15 protein-coding genes and 1 pseudogene are annotated in these 17,747 nt (G+C 65.1%); 3 read left to right on the top strand and 13 right to left on the bottom strand.

The window, feature by feature from the left end:
• Window positions 1-7 precede the first annotated feature (7 nt).
• The gene (nifJ, locus tag C2847_RS02985; RefSeq protein ID WP_105317003.1) at window positions 8-3,514 is read right to left on the bottom strand and encodes a pyruvate:ferredoxin (flavodoxin) oxidoreductase; all 3,507 of its coding nucleotides are present in this window, start codon (window positions 3,512-3,514) and stop codon (window positions 8-10) included.
• 70 nt (window positions 3,515-3,584) lie between these two features.
• On the opposite strand from nifJ, the gene C2847_RS12795 reads away from it, so the two are divergent.
• Both C2847_RS12795 and C2847_RS02980 read left to right on the top strand, forming a co-directional pair.
• Window positions 3,585-3,719 (top strand): hypothetical protein, encoded by a 135-nt coding sequence (locus C2847_RS12795; protein ID WP_279627864.1) that lies wholly within the window; start codon window positions 3,585-3,587, stop codon window positions 3,717-3,719.
• A gap of 32 nt (window positions 3,720-3,751) precedes the next feature.
• Window positions 3,752-4,976 (top strand): annotated as a pseudogene (locus C2847_RS02980) (aminopeptidase); the annotation flags it as partial.
• Between the two features lie 60 nt (window positions 4,977-5,036).
• On the opposite strand, the gene C2847_RS02975 reads toward C2847_RS02980, so the two are convergent.
• The 6 genes from C2847_RS02975 to hslO all read right to left on the bottom strand — a co-directional run bounded on the left by C2847_RS02975 (window position 5,037) and on the right by hslO (window position 9,615).
• Complete coding sequence (locus C2847_RS02975; RefSeq protein ID WP_105317002.1) at window positions 5,037-6,275, bottom strand: O-acetylhomoserine aminocarboxypropyltransferase/cysteine synthase family protein; 1,239 nt, start codon at window positions 6,273-6,275, stop codon at window positions 5,037-5,039.
• A 21-nt stretch (window positions 6,276-6,296) separates the two neighbouring features.
• On the bottom strand, window positions 6,297-6,419 hold the full coding sequence (locus C2847_RS12790) for a hypothetical protein (RefSeq protein ID WP_279627863.1): 123 nt from the start codon (window positions 6,417-6,419) through the stop codon (window positions 6,297-6,299).
• Window positions 6,416-6,676 carry an NAD-binding protein gene (locus C2847_RS12475; protein ID WP_244187338.1) on the bottom strand — a complete coding sequence of 87 codons (261 nt, stop codon included), beginning with the start codon at window positions 6,674-6,676 and terminating at the stop codon, window positions 6,416-6,418. Before C2847_RS12475 ends, C2847_RS12790 begins: the two co-directional genes overlap by 4 nt.
• Window positions 6,677-7,816 carry a cation:proton antiporter gene (locus C2847_RS02970; RefSeq protein ID WP_244187337.1) on the bottom strand — a complete coding sequence of 380 codons (1,140 nt, stop codon included), beginning with the start codon at window positions 7,814-7,816 and terminating at the stop codon, window positions 6,677-6,679.
• A gap of 350 nt (window positions 7,817-8,166) precedes the next feature.
• Window positions 8,167-8,580, bottom strand: coding sequence for a universal stress protein (locus tag C2847_RS02960; protein ID WP_071676141.1), 414 nt, complete (start codon window positions 8,578-8,580; stop codon window positions 8,167-8,169).
• Between the two features lie 12 nt (window positions 8,581-8,592).
• A complete protein-coding gene (hslO, locus tag C2847_RS02955; RefSeq protein WP_105317001.1) occupies window positions 8,593-9,615 on the bottom strand; it encodes an Hsp33 family molecular chaperone HslO in 1,023 nt (340 codons plus the stop codon).
• Window positions 9,616-9,651: 36 nt separating this feature from the next.
• Here hslO and cysS point away from each other — a divergent pair, with 36 nt between their 5' ends.
• On the top strand, window positions 9,652-11,094 hold the full coding sequence (cysS, locus tag C2847_RS02950; RefSeq protein ID WP_105317000.1) for a cysteine--tRNA ligase: 1,443 nt from the start codon (window positions 9,652-9,654) through the stop codon (window positions 11,092-11,094).
• A 103-nt stretch (window positions 11,095-11,197) separates the two neighbouring features.
• Here cysS and C2847_RS02945 read toward each other — a convergent pair whose 3' ends face one another.
• The 6 genes from C2847_RS02945 to C2847_RS02920 all read right to left on the bottom strand — a co-directional run.
• Window positions 11,198-11,584, bottom strand: a complete 387-nt coding sequence (locus C2847_RS02945) for a type II toxin-antitoxin system VapC family toxin (protein WP_105316999.1) — start codon at window positions 11,582-11,584, stop codon at window positions 11,198-11,200.
• Window positions 11,581-11,808, bottom strand: coding sequence for a type II toxin-antitoxin system Phd/YefM family antitoxin (locus tag C2847_RS02940; RefSeq protein WP_105316998.1), 228 nt, complete (start codon window positions 11,806-11,808; stop codon window positions 11,581-11,583). Before C2847_RS02940 ends, C2847_RS02945 begins: the two co-directional genes overlap by 4 nt.
• Before the next feature lie 90 nt (window positions 11,809-11,898).
• A complete protein-coding gene (locus tag C2847_RS02935; protein WP_105316997.1) occupies window positions 11,899-13,632 on the bottom strand; it encodes an acyl-CoA dehydrogenase family protein in 1,734 nt (577 codons plus the stop codon).
• 10 nt (window positions 13,633-13,642) lie between these two features.
• Window positions 13,643-14,836 carry a thiolase family protein gene (locus C2847_RS02930; RefSeq protein ID WP_105316996.1) on the bottom strand — a complete coding sequence of 398 codons (1,194 nt, stop codon included), beginning with the start codon at window positions 14,834-14,836 and terminating at the stop codon, window positions 13,643-13,645.
• Window positions 14,837-14,848: 12 nt separating this feature from the next.
• On the bottom strand, window positions 14,849-17,140 hold the full coding sequence (locus tag C2847_RS02925; protein ID WP_105316995.1) for a 3-hydroxyacyl-CoA dehydrogenase/enoyl-CoA hydratase family protein: 2,292 nt from the start codon (window positions 17,138-17,140) through the stop codon (window positions 14,849-14,851).
• A gap of 133 nt (window positions 17,141-17,273) precedes the next feature.
• Window positions 17,274-17,747, bottom strand: a 474-nt coding sequence (locus C2847_RS02920) for a transposase (RefSeq protein ID WP_164835620.1), incomplete at its 5' end; no start/stop codon positions are given.

Below are 17,747 nucleotides of genomic sequence, written 5' to 3'. Positions count from 1 at the left end.
GCCCTCCTCAGCTCGCCACGGCCTCCTTGGAGGCCGCCATACGGGAAAGCCGCTCCCACCTGGCCCGCACCGCCTCCTCCGCCGCCTTGAGGAAAGCCTCGGCCTCCTCGGGGTGGGTCTGGAGGAGGAGGCGGTAACGGTTTTCGGCATAAAGGTACTCCCTCAAGGGGAGGGTGGGGGGTTTGGAGTCCAGGAAAAGGCCCTGGCCCGGGAGGTAGCGGAAAAGCGGCCAGTACCCGCTGCGCTCCGCCAGCCTCTGGTGGTCCAGGCCCTTGGCCATGTCGATGCCGTGGGCGATGCAGTGGCTGTAAGCGATGAGGAGGGCAGGGCCCCTATGGGCCTCCGCCTCGAGGAAGGCCTTCAGGGTATGGGCGTCGCTGGCCCCCATGGCCACCTGGGCCACGTAGACGTGCCCGTAGCTCATGGCCATGAAGGCCAGGTCCTTCTTAGGGGTGGGCTTGCCTGCCGCGGCGAACTTGGCCACCGCCCCCAGACCCGTGGCCTTGGAGGCCTGTCCCCCTGTGTTGGAGTAGACCTCGGTGTCCAGGACCAAAACCTTCACGTTGGCCCCGCTGGCGAGCACGTGGTCCAGGCCCCCGTAGCCGATATCGTAGGCCCAGCCATCCCCACCCACGATCCACACGGAATGGGGGATGAGGGCATCCGCCACCGCCGGGAGGTCCTTGGCCCTGGGATCCGCCAGGTCCTTGAGCTTTTCCCTTAGGAACGCCACATCCCGCCGCCTCTTCCCCACCTCCTCCGGCCCCGTTTCCGCAAGGAGCCTCTCCACCAGCTCCTCCCCCAGAACCTGCCGGAAATCCTTAAGCAACTCCCGGGCGTACTCCGCCTTCTTGTCCAAGGCTAGGCGCATGCCGAGGCCGAACTCGGCGTTGTCCTCGAAAAGGGAGTTGGCCCAGGCGGGACCCCGCCCCTCCTTGTTCTTGCTCCAGGGGGTGGTGGGAAGGTTTCCCCCGTAGATGGAGCTACACCCGGTGGCGTTGGCCACAATGAGGTGGTCGCCGAAGAGCTGGGTTAGGAGCCTCAGGTAAGGGGTTTCCCCGCACCCCGCGCAGGCCCCAGGGAAGTCGAACAAAGGCTCCAAAAGCTGCACATCCTTCACGGTGTGGAGCTTAAGGCCAGCCCTGGGGGTTTCCGGCAAGGAGAGGAAGAAGTCCCAGTGCCGGCTCATGGCCTCCCGAACCTCGAGGCGGGGTACCAGGTTCAAGGCCTTCCGGCTTGGGTTTTGCTTGTCCTTGGCAGGGCATACCTCCACGCAAAGGGAGCAACCTGTGCAGTCGTCGGGGCTGATGGCCAGGGTAAACTCCCCGTTGAGTTCCTTCCACATGGCCTTGCGGTGGGGGAAACCTTCAGGGGCCTGGGCCAAGGCCTCCTCCGGCACCACCTTGGCCCGGATCACCGCATGGGGGCAGACCAGGACGCACTTGCCGCACTGCACGCACACCTGGGGATCCCAGGTGGGGATAAACTCCGCGATGCCCCGCTTCTCGTACCTGGCCGTCCCCGTGGGGTAGGTTCCATCCGGGGGAAAGGCGGAAACCGGCAAGGCGTCGCCGAGCCCCAGGGCAATGGGCCCCAGCACCTCCCGCACGAAGGCAGGTGGGTGGTCCACCATAGGGGGCACCAGTTCCTTTTCCGAGGTGATCCTTCCGGGTATGGGCAGGGGCTCCACTGCCTCAAAACCCAGCTCCACCGCCTGGAAGTTCCTTTCCAGCACCGATCGGCCCCGTTTGCCGTAGCTTTTTTCGATGCCCTTCTTGATGCGGGCCTTGGCCTCCTCCTCGGGCAAGACCCCGGAAAGCTTGAAGAAGGCCGCCTGCATGATGGTGTTGATACGGCCAGGCAGGCCCACCCGCCTGGCCAGCTCGTAGGCGTTGACCACATAGACCTTGAGGTTCTTCCTGAGGATCTCCTCCTGGACAGGCCTGGGCAAACGGTCCCAAACCTCCTCCTTGGGGTAGGGGCTGTTGATAAGGACCGTGGCCCCTTCCTCCGCCACCTCCAGCATGGGAAGGCGTTCCAAAAAGCTCCACTGGTGGATGCCCACGAAGCTGGCCTTCTGCACCAGGTAGGGCTTGTTCAAAGGATTGGGCCCGAAGCGCAGGTGGCTTACCGTGCGGGAGCCCGACTTCTTGGAGTCGTAAACGAAGTAGCCCTGGGCGTAAAGGGGGGTCTCCTCCCCGATGATCTTGATGGTGTTCTTGTTGGCGCTCACGGTCCCGTCGGCCCCCAGGGCGAAGAAGACCGCCCGCACCGAGGCCGGGTCCTCAAAGTCCACCTGGGGGTAGGAAAGGCTCGTGCCGGTCACATCGTCCAGGATCCCCACGGTGAAGCCGTGCCGAGGCCTCTCCTTCTTGAGCTCCTCAAAGACCCCCAGGGCCATGGCCGGGGTGAACTCCTTGGAGGAAAGCCCGTACCTCCCTCCCACCAGGAGCGGAACCTCCCCACCCCGTAGGGCAAAGGCCGCCGCCACCTCCTGGAAGAGGGGCTCCCCCACGGCCCCGGGCTCCTTGCCCCGGTCCAGGACCGCCACCCTCTTCACGGTCGGGGGAAAGGAGGCGAGAAAGGCCTCCCCTTGGAAGGGGCGGTAGAGGCGAACCCGGACCATGCCTATCCTTTCGCCCCGCTTTAGCAGGTACTCCACCGCCTCCTCCACCGCCAAGGAAGCCGAGCCCATAACCACCACCACCCGCTCCGCCTCCGGGTGGCCGAAGTACTCGTAGGGGGCGTAGCGGCGCCCCGTCACCTGGGCAAAGTGCTCCATGGTTTCGGCCACCACCTGGGGTAAGCGCAGGTAGTAGGGGTTGATGGCCTCCCGGTTCTGGAAGTAGTGGTCGGGGTTCTGCGCGGTGCCGCGGATCACCGGGGCCTCGGGGGTCAGGGCACGCCGCCGGTAGGCCTCGAGGGCCCCGAAGGGAAAGAGGGCTTTAAGCTCCCGGTCGGAAAGGGGCACGATCTTCTGCACCTCGTGGGAGGTGCGGAAGCCATCCATGGCGTGAAGCACGGGCAGGCTTGCCTTCAGGGCGGTGATGTGGGCGACGGCCGCTAAGTCCTGGGCCGCCTGGACGGAGTCCGACACCAGGATGGCCCAGCCCGTGGGCCGTACCGCATAAAGGTCCTGGTGATCCCCAAAGATAGACAAGGCATGGGTGGCCAAGGCCCGGGCGGCCACGTGAATCACGCCTGGAAGGGCCTGGCCAGCGATCTTGTACATGTCGGGGATCATGAGGAGGAGGCCTTGGCTGGCGGTGAAGGTGGTGGCCAAGACGCCTTCCTGCAAGGCCCCGTGCAAGGCCCCCGCCGCTCCCCCCTCGGACTGCATCTCCACCACCCGGGGTACCAGTCCAAACAGATTGGGCTCCCCCTTGGCTGCCCACTCATCGGAAAGCTCCGCCATGGGGCTGGAAGGGGTGATGGGATAAATGGCGATCACCTCGCTTAAGCGGTAGGCCACCCGGGCCACCGCCTCGTTGCCGTCCACCGCGATGGGACGCATACGGCTCACCTCTTTCCCACCATAACGCCCCTCGGGGTGAAGAATGTCCCCCGTGGTGTACCCTGGGAGCATGCCCATCCGGTACATCCTGGCTGCGGTTTCCCTGCTGGCTGCCCTCCTTTTGGAAGGCTATAGGCCCTTTTTCTTGCTGCTTGCGGGGCTTGTCCTCCTGCTAGGCCGGCCAAAAACCTGTCCCCGGGCTTGACGGAAGTCATTCCGGAGGGGAAACTTTAGGGCGTGAGCACCTTTCAGGAAAACCTCGAAAAGCTTGCCGATCTGGCCATTCGCGTGGGGCTTAACCTGGAAAGGGGGCAAGAAGTCATCGCTACCGCCCCCATTGAGGCCGTGGACTTTGTCCGCCTCCTAGCGGAAAAAACATACCAGCACGGAGGGAGCCTCTTCACGGTCATCTACGGGGACAACGTGCTCTCCCGTAAGCGCCTTTCCCTGGCGCCGGAGGAAGGCTTGGACAAGGCTCCAGGCTGGCTCTACGAGGGTATGGCCAAGGCCTTCCGGGAGGGGGCCGCCCGGCTGGCGGTTTCCGGCAACGATCCCAAGGCCCTCGAGGGCCTTCCCCCGGATCGCATAGGACGGGCCCAACAGGCGCAGAGCGGGGCCTACAAGCCAGCCCTCGAGGCCATCACGGAGTTCGTCACCAACTGGACCATCGTCCCCTTCGCCCACCCCGGCTGGGCCAGGGCGGTCTTCCCGGATCTTCCCGAGCAGGAAGGTGTGGCCAGGCTCTGGCAGGCCATCTTTCAGGCTACCCGGGTGGACGGGCCGGACCCCGTGGCCGCCTGGGAGGCCCACAACCGAAGCCTCCGCGAAAAGGTGGCCTTTCTAAACGCCAAGCGCTTTGCCGCCCTCCACTTCCGGGGCCCGGGCACGGACCTGGTGGTGGGCCTGGCAGAGGGCCACCTCTGGCAAGGCGGGGCCACCCCCACCCAAAAGGGACGCATCTGCAACCCCAATCTGCCCACGGAGGAGGTCTTCACCGCCCCCCACCGGGAGCGGGTGGAGGGCGTGGTGCGCTCAACCCGGCCCCTGGCCCTGGGAGGCCAGTTGGTGGAGGGCCTCTGGGCCCGGTTTGAAGGGGGGTATGCGGTGGAGGTAGGGGCGGAAAAAGGCCAGGAGGTCCTCCTCAAGGTCCTCTCCACCGACGAGGGAGCCCGCAGGCTTGGAGAGGTGGCCCTGGTACCCGCCGACAACCCCATCGCCCAAACGGGTTTGGTCTTCTTCGACACCCTTTTTGACGAAAACGCCGCCAGTCACATCGCCTTCGGCCAGGCCTATGCGGAGAACCTGGAGGGCCGCCCCACCGGGGAGGAGTTCCGGAAGCGCGGGGCCAACGAAAGCCTGGTGCACATCGACTGGATGATCGGCTCGGGGGAGATGCAGGTGGATGGGATTTTGGAGGATGGTACCCGCGTGCCCCTCATGCGCGAGGGGCTTTGGGTGATCTNCGGGGGGGGACCCCCAAAAGGCCATAGGCTTTGCCTGGCAGGTGTGCCTTCCTTCCCCTCTAGGCCTCTTCCAGGGCCTCCCGGAACCAGGCCACCAGATCCTCAGGATCCTCCAGCCCCACGGAAACCCGCACCAGTCCCGGGGTAACCCCCGCCTGAAGCCTCCCCTCCTCCGAAAGGCGGCTATGGGTGGTGGTCCACGGATGCACCAAAAGGGTGCGGGCATCCCCCAGGTTGGCGGCCTTGGGTAAGGGGATGGCCTTGAGGAAGCGGCTTGCCGCCTCCTGGCTTCCCAGGTCCAGGGTGAGCATGGGCCCCCCCGAGGCCAGGTACTTCCGGGCCATAGGGTAGGCGGGGTCCTGGGGCAGGCCGGGATAACGAAGGGCCTTGACCTTCGGGTGACCTTGGAGGGCCTCGGCCAAGCTCAGGGCGGTTTCGCTCATCCGCCTCACCCTCAGGGCCACAGTCTCCAGGCCCTGGAAGAGAAGGTAGGCGTTGAAGGGGGAAAGGGCGATGCCCATAAGGGATAGCCCTAGGGTACGCACCCGCTCCGGATAACACCGGGGCCCCAAAGCCTCCCAGGGTACCTGGCCCCGGGCATCCTTCTCCAGGAACTGGGGAAAGTTGGACCAGATGCGGCTTTCCCTTACCACCACCGCCCCTCCCAGCACGGAGCCGTGGCCGCTTGCCCATTTGGTGAGGCTTTCCACCACCACGTGGGCCCCCCACTGGAGGGGCTTGGCCAGGGCACCGGCGGCGCCAAAGGTGTTGTCCACCACCAGGGCAATCCCCTTCTCCTCCGCCAAGGAGGCCAGGCCCTCGAGGTCCGGCACCACCAGGGCTGGGTTGGCCATGGTCTCCACGAAGATGGCCCGGGTCCTCTCCGTGAGCGCCTCCTGTACCCGGTCGGGCTCGGGCTCCACGTAGCGCACCCTTATGCCCACGGGGGCCAGGACCTGCTGGAAAAGGCCGATGGTCTGCCCAAAAAGCCCCTTGGCCGCCACCACCTCATCCCCCGGGCGGAGGAGGGAAAAGAGGGCGGCAAAGGTGGCCGCCTGGCCCGAGGCGAAGACCAAGGCCTCCATGCCCCCTTCCAGGGCCTTTAACCGTTCCTCCAGGGCCTTGCCGGTGGGGTCCTTCTGCCGGGCGTAAACGTAGCCCTCCCCGGTAGCAAACCGCTCCGCCCCTTCCTCCAGGGTCCGAAAGCCGTAGGCGGCCACCGCGTAGATGGGAAGCCCCACCGCCCCATGGGGATCCTGGGGCAGACCGGAAAGCACCGCCAGGGTCTCGTACTCCATGCCCTTTAGTCTACCTCCCCTCTAGGCCTCACTTTTTTCCAAGACCCGCTCGGCTAGGCGTTCGCCCGCCTCCAAGAGGGGGTGGAATACCACGTCCACCCCCGCCCCCTTCAGGGGGGCATCCTCCTCCGGACTGTAACTCACCGCCCCACCACGCCTGCAAAGCCCTTGGCCCGCAAGGCCCTGGCGGCGGAAAGCCGGGCCTCGAGGTCCGGAAGACAAAGGAGGACACCCCGTATCCCGCTCAGGTCCAGCCCCTCCCAAAGGGCCGGGTCCTCTGCATCCCCATAGAGCACCCGCCGACCCTTGGCCGTATGGTATTCCACCTTGGCAGGGTCGCTGTCCAAACCAAGGACCCCTTCCCCCTTCTCCGCCAGGAAGCGATAGGCTGCCGCCCCCATTCACCCCATTCCCACCACCAGCCACCTCGCCCCAAGAGCCCCTTGCGGCTCCTCGTCGGGGTGCAGCCCCGGCCGCTCCCACTTCCCAAGCCAAGGCCTCACCCTTTCGTAAAGCAAGTGCGCCTTTTGCAGCACCGGGGCCCCCAAAAGAAGAGAGCCCCCCACCGCCAAGGCCACCGCTCCCACACCCTCGGGGGTCATATGCCCTAACCCCTGGAGTATTCCCGCCGCCACCAAACCAAACTCCGAATACGTACCCAAGCCCACGCCCACCAAAAAGGCGGTCCGGGCCCTAAAACCCTGGCGGACCAGGGGAAAGAAGAGAAAAACTGGCTTCAAAAGCAAAAGGAGCAAGAGGATCAGTCCCACAAAAACCCCGTCGGGCCCCACGGCTAAGCCAGCCCGCAGGAAGAAGGCCAGAAGAAGTGTTTCCCTCAAGGCCCAAAGCCTTTCCGCCACCTCCCCTACCCCCGGGTAGCGGGATAGCCCTAAGCCCATGAAAAGGGCCCCCAGGGGTTCCGGGGCCTGAAGAAAGTGGGCCAGCTCCGCCCCCAACAAGGCCAGGGTTACTCCAAAAAGCAGCTTCAGTTCTGGGCTCAGGGCCAGATGGAAAAGGCGGGCCAACAGGGGCCGCAACAAGGGGAAGGCTAGAACCAAGAACCCCGAGGGCCCTACCCCTTGGAACCCCGCAAGGATGAGGAGAGCCAGGGACACCACATCCAAAAGAACCGAGATCCCCAGAGCCAGCTGCCCGTACAAAGCGGAAAGCTCTCCTTTACCCTGAAGCACCCGAGCCAGAATCACGGTGCTGGGGTTAATAAGGGCCACGGCCAATACCAAAAGGGCCAGAAGGTTCTGCCCGAGGCCCAGGGCGTAAAGGGCTGCCATGAAAACCGGAAGCAAAAGGAGCTGGAAAATCCCGGTAGCCCAAATCTCCCTACGAATTAGGCGTTCTGTACGCAGGCCCAGACCCACAGTAAAAAGCAAGAGGTAGACGCCGAGATCTTTGAAGAAGTCCAAAAGGGGATCCCCGGAAAAGCCCAGGAGCCTCAACGCCATCCCGACACCGAGGTAACCCAGGAACACCGGCAACCCCAGGCGCACCAATAGCACGCCGGAAAGGTAGGTCAGCAGCAACACACCGGGGATCAAAAACCTCCTTGTACGGAAAGAAGGGGCAGAAACCCCCTTTGTTTCCCCAGTATAGTGTAAGATAAGGAGACCCCTCGTGGAAACCAGCTTCGCTATGCGCCGCAACCTAAGCGCAATCGCCCTTTTCCTGCTCTAGGAAGCCCTCTTGGCCCTCGGCTTCCTCCACCCCCTATAGGCTCCCCCACCCCACGAGGTCCTCCTGACCTTCATGGGCCTTTTGTGCTAAGGGAAGGTCTGGCCCCACCTCCAGGCCACCTTCACGGCAGCCCTGTTGGGCCTGGGGGCCGGCATCCTTCTCTGGGGAATCCTGGGTCTTTTGGCCGCCTTTAGCCCCTTGGCTAACGCACCAGGAGCACGGGGCAAGGGGCCTCCGCCAACACCTTCTGGCTTTGGCTTCCCATGAAGAGGCTGCCGATCGCCCCCAGGCCCCGGGTACCCATGACGATGAGGTCAGCCTGCTCCCCTATGGCGGCTTCCAGAATGGCCTCCGCTGGGCGTCCCTCGAGGAGAAGGGCATCTTCCCGGGGCACTCCCGTGAGGCCCACGGCCTCCACCAGGACTTTTTCCGCCCGCTCCAGCCGCCTTTTCAAGGCCTCCTGGAAGAAGGGCTCCCCCAGGTAGTCGGGGACAGGCTCATAGACATGAACCACCACCAGCCTGGCCCCATGGGCCTCGGCTTCCATCTTGGCTATCCTTGCCGCCCGCTTGGCATGGTCCGAACCGTCATAAGCCAGGAGGATGGTCTTGAACATGGCCTCAGCTTATCAGGCCTGGGCCCGTTTTTCCGAAGGAATTTCCACCTTACGTCCGCAACGGCAGGTATCCCCCTCGATCCGGAAAAGGGTGCCGTCCGCCTTGGGATACAGCCAAAGGGTGCCGCAGTCAGGGCAACGCACCTCCGCCACCAGGGAACGGATCTCCTCCGGGGAGAAGCGGTACACTTCCCCGCACCAGTGGCAGACCACCTCCGCACCCCCGTCCTCCACGATCATGTCCTCCCGTTCCTCCGGGGTGAAGAAGACCAGGGCCTCGAGGGCCTTATCCCGGTTGCAACGGCAGCGGAAGCGGGCGGGGATCTCGTTTAAAGGGTAACCCAGGGCCTTGAGATCCGTCCTTTCAAAACCCAGGCCAGCAAGAAGCCTCTCCAAAGCGGCTTCCAGGCCCTCCCGCAAGAGGGGGGTGATGCCGCTTAAACCCGAAAGGTTGGCCTCGAGGCGGGAAAGAACCTCCTCCGGGGTGTCCGGCATCACCTGGATGGCCACACCCCCCGCCACCTCCACCTCCCCTTCCCCCTTGACCCGCACCCCCAGGAGGACCGCGGAGGGGATCTGCTCTGATTGCCAGAGGTAGTGGGCCAGGTCCTCGGCGATCTCTCCGGAAACCAGGGGCACGGTGCTGGTGTAGACCTCCCCGTTCGGGAGGCTCCGGTCCACCCGCAACACCCCGACCCCGACAAGTTCCCCCACGTTGAGCTTCCCATCCTCCCGCAAGGGCGCCTCCGCCCTCGGGTTTCGCACATACCCCCGGACGTTTCCAGCCGCATCCGCCTCGGCCACGAGCCCGCCCAAGGGCCCCGTGCCCTCGATGCGCAGGGTTATCCGCTCCTTGGGGGTTTTCAGGAGAAGCTGGGCCAGGAGGAGCGCCCCGGTCATGGCCCGGCCCAGGGCGGCGGTGGCCGTGGGGGAAAGCCCGTGCCTCCTGCGGGCCTCCTCCACCACATCCGAGGTATCCGCCGCCACCACCCGCAGGTGGCCCTCCCCTGCCAAGCCCCTAAGGATCCTTCCCATACCCCGCCATTATGCCATGGGCCTATAATCCCCCATATGGGCCTGCGCATCTACGACACCTTGCAAAGGAGCAAAGTGGATTTCACCCCCGCCACCCCGGGGCACGTGGGGATCTACGTGTGCGGTCCTACCGTCTACTCCGATCCCCACTTGGGCCACGCCCGTGGGCCCGTCGTTTACGACGTCCTGCGCCGCTACTTCCTGCACATGGGCTACAAGGTGCGCTTCGTCTCCAACATCACCGACGTGGGCCACCTGACCGACGACGCCGATCAGGGGGAGGACAAGATCCTCAAGCGGGCCAAACTGGAACAGCTCGAGCCCATGGAGGTGGCGGAGAAGTACACCTGGAGCTACTTTGACGCCATGGCCGCCTTGAACGTCCTCCGCCCCTCCATCGCCCCCAGGGCCAGCGGCCACATCCCGGAGCAAATAGAGCTCACGGAAAGGCTCTTAAAGCTGGGCTTCGCCTACGAGCGCAAGGGTAGCGTCTACTTCCGCGTACGGGCCTTTCCCGAGTACGGGAGGCTTTCGGGAAAGCGCCTGGAGGAGCTAAGAGCCGGGGCCAGGGTGGAGGTGCGGGAGGAGAAGGAGGACCCTTTGGACTTCGCCCTCTGGAAGGCCGCCGAGCCTGGCCACCTCATGCGTTGGAAGAGCCCCTGGGGGGAAGGCTACCCCGGCTGGCACATCGAGTGCACCGCCATGAGCCTCAAGTACCTGGGGGAAGGGTTTGACATCCACGCCGGGGGCATAGACCTCCAGTTTCCCCACCACGAGTGCGAGATCGCCCAGGCAGAGGCCGCGGGCTACCGCTTCGCCCGCCACTGGATGCACCACAACCACGTGCTCCTGGAAGGGGAGAAAATGGCCAAGAGCACGGGGAACCTGGTCCCCCTCCACGACCTCCTTAAGGCCCACGAGCCCATGGCCCTCCGCTTCTACCTCCTGCAAACCCACTACCGGAGCCCCATGGACTTCACCTTTGAGGGCCTCGAGGCGGCCAAGCGGGGCTACACCCGCCTCCTCCAGGCCTACCGGGAGGTGCGGGAAAGGCGGCGCGCCGCGGCCCCCGGAACCACCCCCGAGTTGGAGCGGGCCTTGGACGCCTTGGAGCGGGCCTTCTTCCAGGCCCTGGAGGATGACCTGGGCACGCCCGAGGCCTTGGCCGCCTTCTTCTCTTTCCTCCCGGAGCTCCACCGGCTTCTGCCCGAGGCCAAGGCGGACACCCTGGAGCACGTCCAAAACGCCTTCCACACCCTCGGGGAAGGCATTCTGGGCCTTTTCCCGGAGCGGGTCCTGGAGGAGAGGGTATCGGGCCCCCTCTTGGAAGGCCTCATCGCCCTGCTTCTAGAGCTCCGCGAGGAGGCCCGGCGGGCCAAGGACTACGCCAAAAGCGACCTGATCAGGGAAAGGCTTAAAGCGTTAGGGGTTGTCGTGGAGGATACCAAGGAAGGCCCCAAGTGGCGGCTTTTGGTCTAAGTACCCCGCCGTGGCTTGCGCCACGGGGGGGACCCCAAAAGGACCATGGGCAAGCCGCCTTCGCCCCTGCCGATGGGGCAACCTTCGTGCATGGGCACTTAGCTCACCAAAGAAGGTCTACGGGATAGCGGGCGATCTCCCTGTCGCCAGAAACCAGGATGAGGTCTTCTTCCAAGGCCTGGGCGACCAGGATCCGGTCAAAGGGATCCCGGTGCAAAGGGGGTAAGGTGGCTACCCGAGACGCATGACGGTAGGTTACCGGAAGGGCCTGGAACCCGTTTTGCCTCAGCTCCCCCTCCACGAATCCCAAGAGATCGCCCTCCAACCGAAACCTCCCAAGGGAAAGCTTGATGGCCATCTCCCAGACGCTGGCCGCGCTCAGATATACCTGGGCCCCGGTGTCTTTGATGGAGGCTTCGGCCAACGGCGAAAGCCTAGGGTCTCCCAAAACCCAGTAGAGAAACACATGCGTATCCAGCAGAAGCCTCACCTTTCAAAGGCCGACAGGATCTCTTCCGGCAAAGGGGCATCAAAGTCGTCTGCTAGCCAGACCCTGCCCTTGGCGGTGCCCGGCTGGCGCTCCTTGGGCAAAGGGACCAAGCGGGCCACGGGCTTACCCCCCCGCATGAGCACCACCTCTTCCCCCGCCTCCACCAGGGCTAAAAGGCGGGAAAGGCGGGTCTTGGCCTCGTGGACGTTCACCTTGATCGGCATGCCCTTAACTTAGCTAAGTTAGTTGGTCAAGTCAAGCCCCACAAGGAACCCTGCCGGGGCTACGCCCCGGCAGGGAAAGGCCCTTTGCGCCTAACGGGGGATGGGGTAGCCTTCCGCCTCGAGGACCACCCCCGCCACCTCCCGCCTCAGGGCCACCAGGTCGGCGGGCTCGTGCTTGGTGAGCCTGCGGGCCGCGGAGTAGACCACCCGGGCCTCGTCCCCTTCCACCAGCCGGGGAAGCACGGAAAGCGCCCCCGCCTGGGCCCGGTCCAGGGCCTGGAGGAGGTAGAGCCGGGCCATGGGAAGGGCAACCCCGCCAAGCCTCCTGGCCCTCAGGAGGGCGCTTTCCGCGGCGTAAGCGTCGATCAGGATATCCGCCACCGCCCCCAGGACCTCCTGCTCCTCCTCCACCTTCTGCCCGTACTTCTGGGCCGCAAGGCCCGCCACCATCAGGGCCAGCTTCTTGAGCCCCGCCACCTGGTGGGCCTCGAGGTCCTCGGGCTCCTCAAAGGAGGGCTCCAGAAGCTCCTTTTGAAGCCGCATGGCCGCCTGGAAGAGGGGTAGCTGCCCCTTCAGGGCCCTTCTCAGGAGCATCCCGGGGATGAGGAGGCGGTTGATCTCGTTGGTGCCCTCAAAGATGCGGTTGATGCGGGCATCCCGGTAGGCCCGCTCGATGGGGTACTCCTGGGAGTAGCCGTAACCCCCGTGGATCTGCACCCCCTCGTCCACGACGTAGTCCAACACCTCGGACCCCAGCACCTTGATGATGCTGGCCTCCACCGCATACTCCTCGATCCCCGCCATCACCGCCTCAGGCCCCTTCTTGCCCTGAAGGGCCTCATCGATCAGGCCCACGGTGCGGTAGACGGCGCTTTCGGCGGCGTAGATGCGGCTTGCCATCTCCCCAAGCTTTGCCTGGATCAGCCCGAAGCTCCCGATGGGCCGGCCAAACTGGTGCCGCTCCTTGGCGTACTTGGCGGAAAGCTCCAGGGCCCTTTTGGCCCCGCCCACCGCCCCCGCCCCCAGCTTGTACCGGCCCACGTTGAGGACGTTGAAGGCGATCTTGTGCCCCTTGCCGATCTCCCCCAGGACGTTCTCCACGGGGACCTTCACGTCCTCGAGGATCACCTGGCGGGTGCTGGAGGCCTTGATGCCCATCTTCTTCTCCTCGGGGCCGAAGGAGAGCCCCGGGGTATCCCGCTCCACCAAGAAGGCGGTGAAGTGCTCCCCGTCCACCTTGGCGAAGACGGTGAAGAGCTGGGCAAAGCCGGCGTTACTGATCCACTGCTTGACCCCGTTCAGGACGTAGTGCCTGCCGTCCGCCGAAAGGGTGGCCCGGGTCTTGGCCGAAAGGGCATCCGAGCCCGAACCCGGCTCCGTGAGGCAGTAAGCGGCGATCCACTCCCCGCTGGCCAGCTTGGGGAGGTACTTCCGCTTCTGCTCCTCGGTGCCGAAGTAGACCAGGGGCAGGGTGCCAATGGAGGTGTGGGCCCCGTAGGTCACGGAAAAGCCCCCCGAGCCGGAAAGCTCCTCCGCCACCACCGTGGAGATCACCTTGGGCAGGTCCAGACCCCCGTACTCCTCGGGAACGTCTATGCCCAGAAGCCCAAGCTCCCCCGCCTTTTTCATGAGGGGCACGTTGAGCTCCAGCTCCCCGTGCTCCATGCGCTCCAGAAGGGGAAGTACCTCCTTCTCCACGAAGGTGCGGGTGGTGCGGGCGATCTCCTTGACGCTCTCGTCAAAGTCCTCGGGGGTGTAGACCCGCTCCGGTGCCTCCAAAAGCCAGCCGCCGCCCTTTTGCCAAAGCTTTTTCTCCTCGGTCATCTTGGCCTCCTTACGCCGGATACACCTCAAACACGCCCGCGGCCCCCATGCCGCCGCCGATGCACATGGTGACCAGGCCGTAGCCCCCGCCCCGCTTCCCCAGCTCGGCGATGAGCTGGGCGGTGAGCTTGGCCCCCGTGGCCCCCAAGGGGTGGCCCAGGGCGATGGCCCCGCCGTTCACGTTGGTCTTCTCCTCAGGCATCTCCAAGGCCCGCATCACCGCCAGCACCTGGGCGGCGAAGGCCTCGTTGAACTCGATGAGGCTGATCTGGTCCAGGCTCAGGCCTGCCCGCTCCAAGGCCTTGGGCACCGCCTTGATGGGGCCTATGCCCATCACGTCCGGCTCCACCCCGGCCACGGCGAAGCTGATGAAGCGGGCCAAGGGTTTCAGGCCCAGGGCCTCCGCCTTCTCCCGGCTCATGACCACCACCGCCGCCGCCCCGTCGGAATAGGGGCTGGCGTTCCCCGCGGTCACCGTGCCCCCCTTCTTGAAGGCGGGCCGGAGCTTGGCCAAAGCCTCCAGGGAGGTCTCGGGCCGCACGGTCTCGTCCCGCTCAAAAAGGCTCTCCTCCACCACCTTCTTGGTGCCCTGGTAGCGCACCTTGGGTACCCTTATGGGCACCACCTCGCTAAAGCGCCCCTCCGCCCAGGCCTTGGCCGCCCTTTGGTGGCTCCTAAGGGCCCAGCGGTCCTGGTCCTCCCGGCTGATGCCAAAGCGCTCCGCCACCCTTTCCGCGGTGAAGCCCATGCCGATGTAGGTGGAGTAGCCCTCCGGGCTCCACTCCGTGGGGGTGAGGTCGGGGTGGAGGCGGGTGTGGAAGCCCGACATGGGCACCTGGCTCATCATCTCCACGCCCCCGGCCAAAACCGCGTCCGCCATCCCGGTCATCACCGCCTGGGCGGCCATGGCAATGGTCTGAAGGCCGCTGGAGCAAAAGCGGTTGATGGTGGCCCCCGCCACCTCCACGGGAAAGCCCGCCCTTAAAAGGGCCAGCCGGGCGATGTTGAGCCCCTGGGCTGCCTCGGGCATGGCGCAACCCCAGAGGACGTCCTCCAGCTCCTTGGGGTCCAGGCCGATGCGCTCCACCGCCTGCCGCATCACCTGGGCCGAGAGGTCCACGGGATGCAAGGTGGCCAAGGCTCCATCCTTCTTGCCCCGGGCCACGGGGCTCCGCACTGCGCTGACGATTACCGCTTCCCGCATGGTTCCACCTCTTTAGTTCCTAAGGGGCTTGCCCGTCTTCAAGGTGTAGGCAATCCGCTCCTGGGTCTTACGGGTGCCGAGGAGCCTCAAGAAGGCCTCCCGTTCCAGGTCCAAAAGGTCCCACTCGGAAACCTCCCTAGGCGCCCCTTCCCCACCCGAGAGGACATAGGCGATCTCCAGACCGATCCGCATGTCGTGGTCCGTGATCTCCCCCGCCTCGCGGAAGGCCCAAACCGCGTAGCGCAGGTTGCCCAGGGCCTCGCTGCCCAACACGCGGATCCTTGGAGGGAGGGGCGGGCGGTAATCGGGGGCGAGCTCCAAAACCCGCCGCTTGGCGTCGGCGATGAGGAAGTCCCGGTTCATGCTGATCCGGTCCCGGTCGCGGAGGAAGCCCAGCTTCTTGGCCTCGAGGGCGCTGGTGGAGGTCTTGGCCAGGGCGATGAGGTTGAAGGCGCGCTTCACCCCCTCAAAGGGGTCGGCCTCCTCGTAGGGGGCAAGCTCCTGCGTGAAGCGGAGGAGCATCTCCTTGGTGCCACCCCCAGCTGGCAAAAGCCCCACCCCGGCCTCCACCAAGCCCATGTAGAGCTCAGCGTGGGCCTGAACCGCGTCCGCATGCAAGGTAAACTCCGCCCCACCTCCCAGGGTAAGGCCAAAGGGGGCCACCACCACGGGGAAGGGGGTATAGCGCAAGGACATGGAAGCCTTCTGGAACTGCCGCACCGCCAAGGCAAGCTCGTCCCAGTCCCCTTCCTGGGCCAGGGAGAGGATGAGGGCCAGGTTGGCCCCAGCGGAGAAAGCCCGCGGGTCCTCGTTGCCGATGATGAGGCCCAGGTAGCCCTTTTCCTCCGCGTATTCCAGGCTCTTCTGGAGCATGCGGATCACGCCCTCCCCGATGGCGTTCATCTTGGTGCGGAACTCCAAAAGGGCCACCCCGTCCCCGAGGTCGATGAGGGCCGCCTCCTTGCCCTCCAGGAGGGTCTTCCCCTCGGACTTGAGGGCTCTCAGGGAAACCACCCCCTCCCGCTTGGGCAAGGGGTGGTAGGCCCCGTCAAAGCCCAGGTAGGTGCCGTTCCGGTAGAAGGCCCCCTGGGCCTTGCCCAAAAGCTCGGGCTTGGGAAGGCCGTGCTCTGCGAAAAGGGCCTCGAGGCGCCCGTGGCCCAGGGCATCCATGTTCTTGAAGGGCCCTTCCTCCCAGCCGAAGCCCCACTCCAGGGCCTGGTCCACGGAGACCAGGTCGTAGGCGATCGCGGAAGCCTTCTCCAAGGTGTAGTGGGCGGTGCGGGCGAAAAGCTCCCTGAGGAAAGCCCCGTACTTGCCGGGAAGCTCCACCACCTTGGGAAGCCTTTCCGCCAGGGGCAGGTCCCGAAGGGCCTTAAGCTCCGGGAAGTCCACCTTGGCCCGGGGCACGTACTCCAGGGTGCGGTAATCCAGGGTGTAGATCTCCCCGTTTACCCGTTTGTAAAACCCCGCACCCGTCTTCTCCCCAAGCCGGCCTTCCGCCACCAGGCGCAGAACCCAGTCCGGCAGGGCGAAGTCCTCCCCGGTGGCCTGGGCCAGCTCCTCCGTAACCAGCTTCAGCACGTCCAGGCCCGTGAGGTCGGCGGTACGGAAGGTGGCGGAGTTGGGGCGGCCCAGAAGGGGCCCCGTGAGGGCATCCACCTCGTCGATGCTGAGGCCGTGCTTTTCCATAAGGCGCACCGCCTGCACCATACCGTAGACCCCAAGCCGGTTGGCGATAAAGCCCGGCGAATCCTTGGCCAGGACCGTACCCTTGCCCAGGATGCGCTCGCCGAAGCGGCGGATTTCCCCTAGTACCTCCGGGTCGGTTTCAGGGGTGGGGATCAGCTCCAAGAGGTGCAGGTAGCGGGGAGGGTTGAAGAAGTGGGTGCCGAGGAAGCGCCGTCGGAAGCTCTCCGAGCGCCCCTGCAGGAGCACCTGCATGGGGATGCCGCTGGTGTTGGAGCTCACGATGGCCGTGGGCTTGAGAATGGCCTCGAGGCGCTCATAGAGGGCCCGCTTAGGCTCCGGCTTCTCGATAATGGCCTCCACCACCCAGTCGCACTCAGCCAGCCTCCCCAGGTGGTCCTCGGTGTTGCCGATCTCCACGTAGCGGGCCAGGTCAGGGTCCATGAAGGCCGCAGGCTTCGCCTTCAAGGCCCTCTCCAGGCCCCGCTTGGCCACCTCGTCCCGGTCCTCCTTGCCGGGAATGTCCAGGAGGATCACGGGGATCCCGGCGCTGGCCACCAGGGCGGCGATGCCACTGCCCATGGTTCCCGCACCCACCACGCCTACCTTCTTAATCATGGCCACCTCCTTATACTGAGTCAAAGTTTACGCCAGTGCCCCTTGGCTGTCAAAGGGGGTCCTGGCCAACCCGATTGACGGGGGAATGACCTCGAGGTAGATTATAAGCGCTATGAATAATCCAAGTTGCTACCTAAGCGATTTTATCGGCGATGAGTCGCAGATTGTGGGCCAGGATGAAGGTGAAGACCTTTAAGACGAACCCCTCTGCGGTCACCGCATGAATACGCCGTGGGAAGGGCTGATGGAGCATGCCCCCCACCGTCTCCACCACCCTCCTGCCCAGGAGGGCCAGGTACTGCAGGTGAGGCACATACCGCTTGCTCCGGACCTTGCGGATGGGCATGGGCACCAGACCCTGGGCCTCCCTAAGTAGGTCCTCGTAGAAATAGCTCTCATACCCCCGGTCCAGGTACAGCTCCTTGCCCTCGGGGATGTCCAAGGGCAAAAGCAGAAGGGAGGTCAGGTCGTGAAAGCTCCCCGGGGTCAGGTTGGCCTCGCAGATGAACCGGCCGTCGTCCACCAAGAGGTGAAGCTTGTAGCCGTGGAAGAAGACCCGCCTGCTGGGGATGTAGCCCCGGTAGACCTCCCCTGGGGCCAGGCGGGA

This window comes from Thermus tenuipuniceus (assembly GCF_002964845.1).
Lineage (GTDB): Bacteria > Deinococcota > Deinococci > Deinococcales > Thermaceae > Thermus > Thermus tenuipuniceus.
This window is presented reverse-complemented; position numbering and strand designations above follow the sequence as displayed.

Bases quoted from the DNA above. Each gene is read 5' to 3' on its own strand.
- C2847_RS02960 (WP_071676141.1), bottom strand. From the start codon at position 8,580: ATGTTCAAGACCATCCTCCTGGCTTATGACGGTTCGGACCATGCCAAG.
- C2847_RS02925 (WP_105316995.1), bottom strand. From the start codon at position 17,140: ATGATTAAGAAGGTAGGCGTGGTGGGTGCGGGAACCATGGGCAGTGGC.
- nifJ (WP_105317003.1), bottom strand. From the start codon at position 3,514: ATGCGTCCCATCGCGGTGGACGGCAACGAGGCGGTGGCCCGGGTGGCC.
- C2847_RS02930 (WP_105316996.1), bottom strand. From the start codon at position 14,836: ATGCGGGAAGCGGTAATCGTCAGCGCAGTGCGGAGCCCCGTGGCCCGG.
- cysS (WP_105317000.1), top strand. From the start codon at position 9,652: ATGGGCCTGCGCATCTACGACACCTTGCAAAGGAGCAAAGTGGATTTC.
- C2847_RS12475 (WP_244187338.1), bottom strand. From the start codon at position 6,676: ATGGGGGCGGCAGCCTATCGCTTCCTGGCGGAGAAGGGGGAAGGGGTC.
- C2847_RS02975 (WP_105317002.1), bottom strand. From the start codon at position 6,275: ATGGAGTACGAGACCCTGGCGGTGCTTTCCGGTCTGCCCCAGGATCCC.
- C2847_RS12795 (WP_279627864.1), top strand. From the start codon at position 3,585: ATGCCCATCCGGTACATCCTGGCTGCGGTTTCCCTGCTGGCTGCCCTC.
- C2847_RS02940 (WP_105316998.1), bottom strand. From the start codon at position 11,808: ATGCCGATCAAGGTGAACGTCCACGAGGCCAAGACCCGCCTTTCCCGC.
- hslO (WP_105317001.1), bottom strand. From the start codon at position 9,615: ATGGGAAGGATCCTTAGGGGCTTGGCAGGGGAGGGCCACCTGCGGGTG.
- C2847_RS02935 (WP_105316997.1), bottom strand. From the start codon at position 13,632: ATGACCGAGGAGAAAAAGCTTTGGCAAAAGGGCGGCGGCTGGCTTTTG.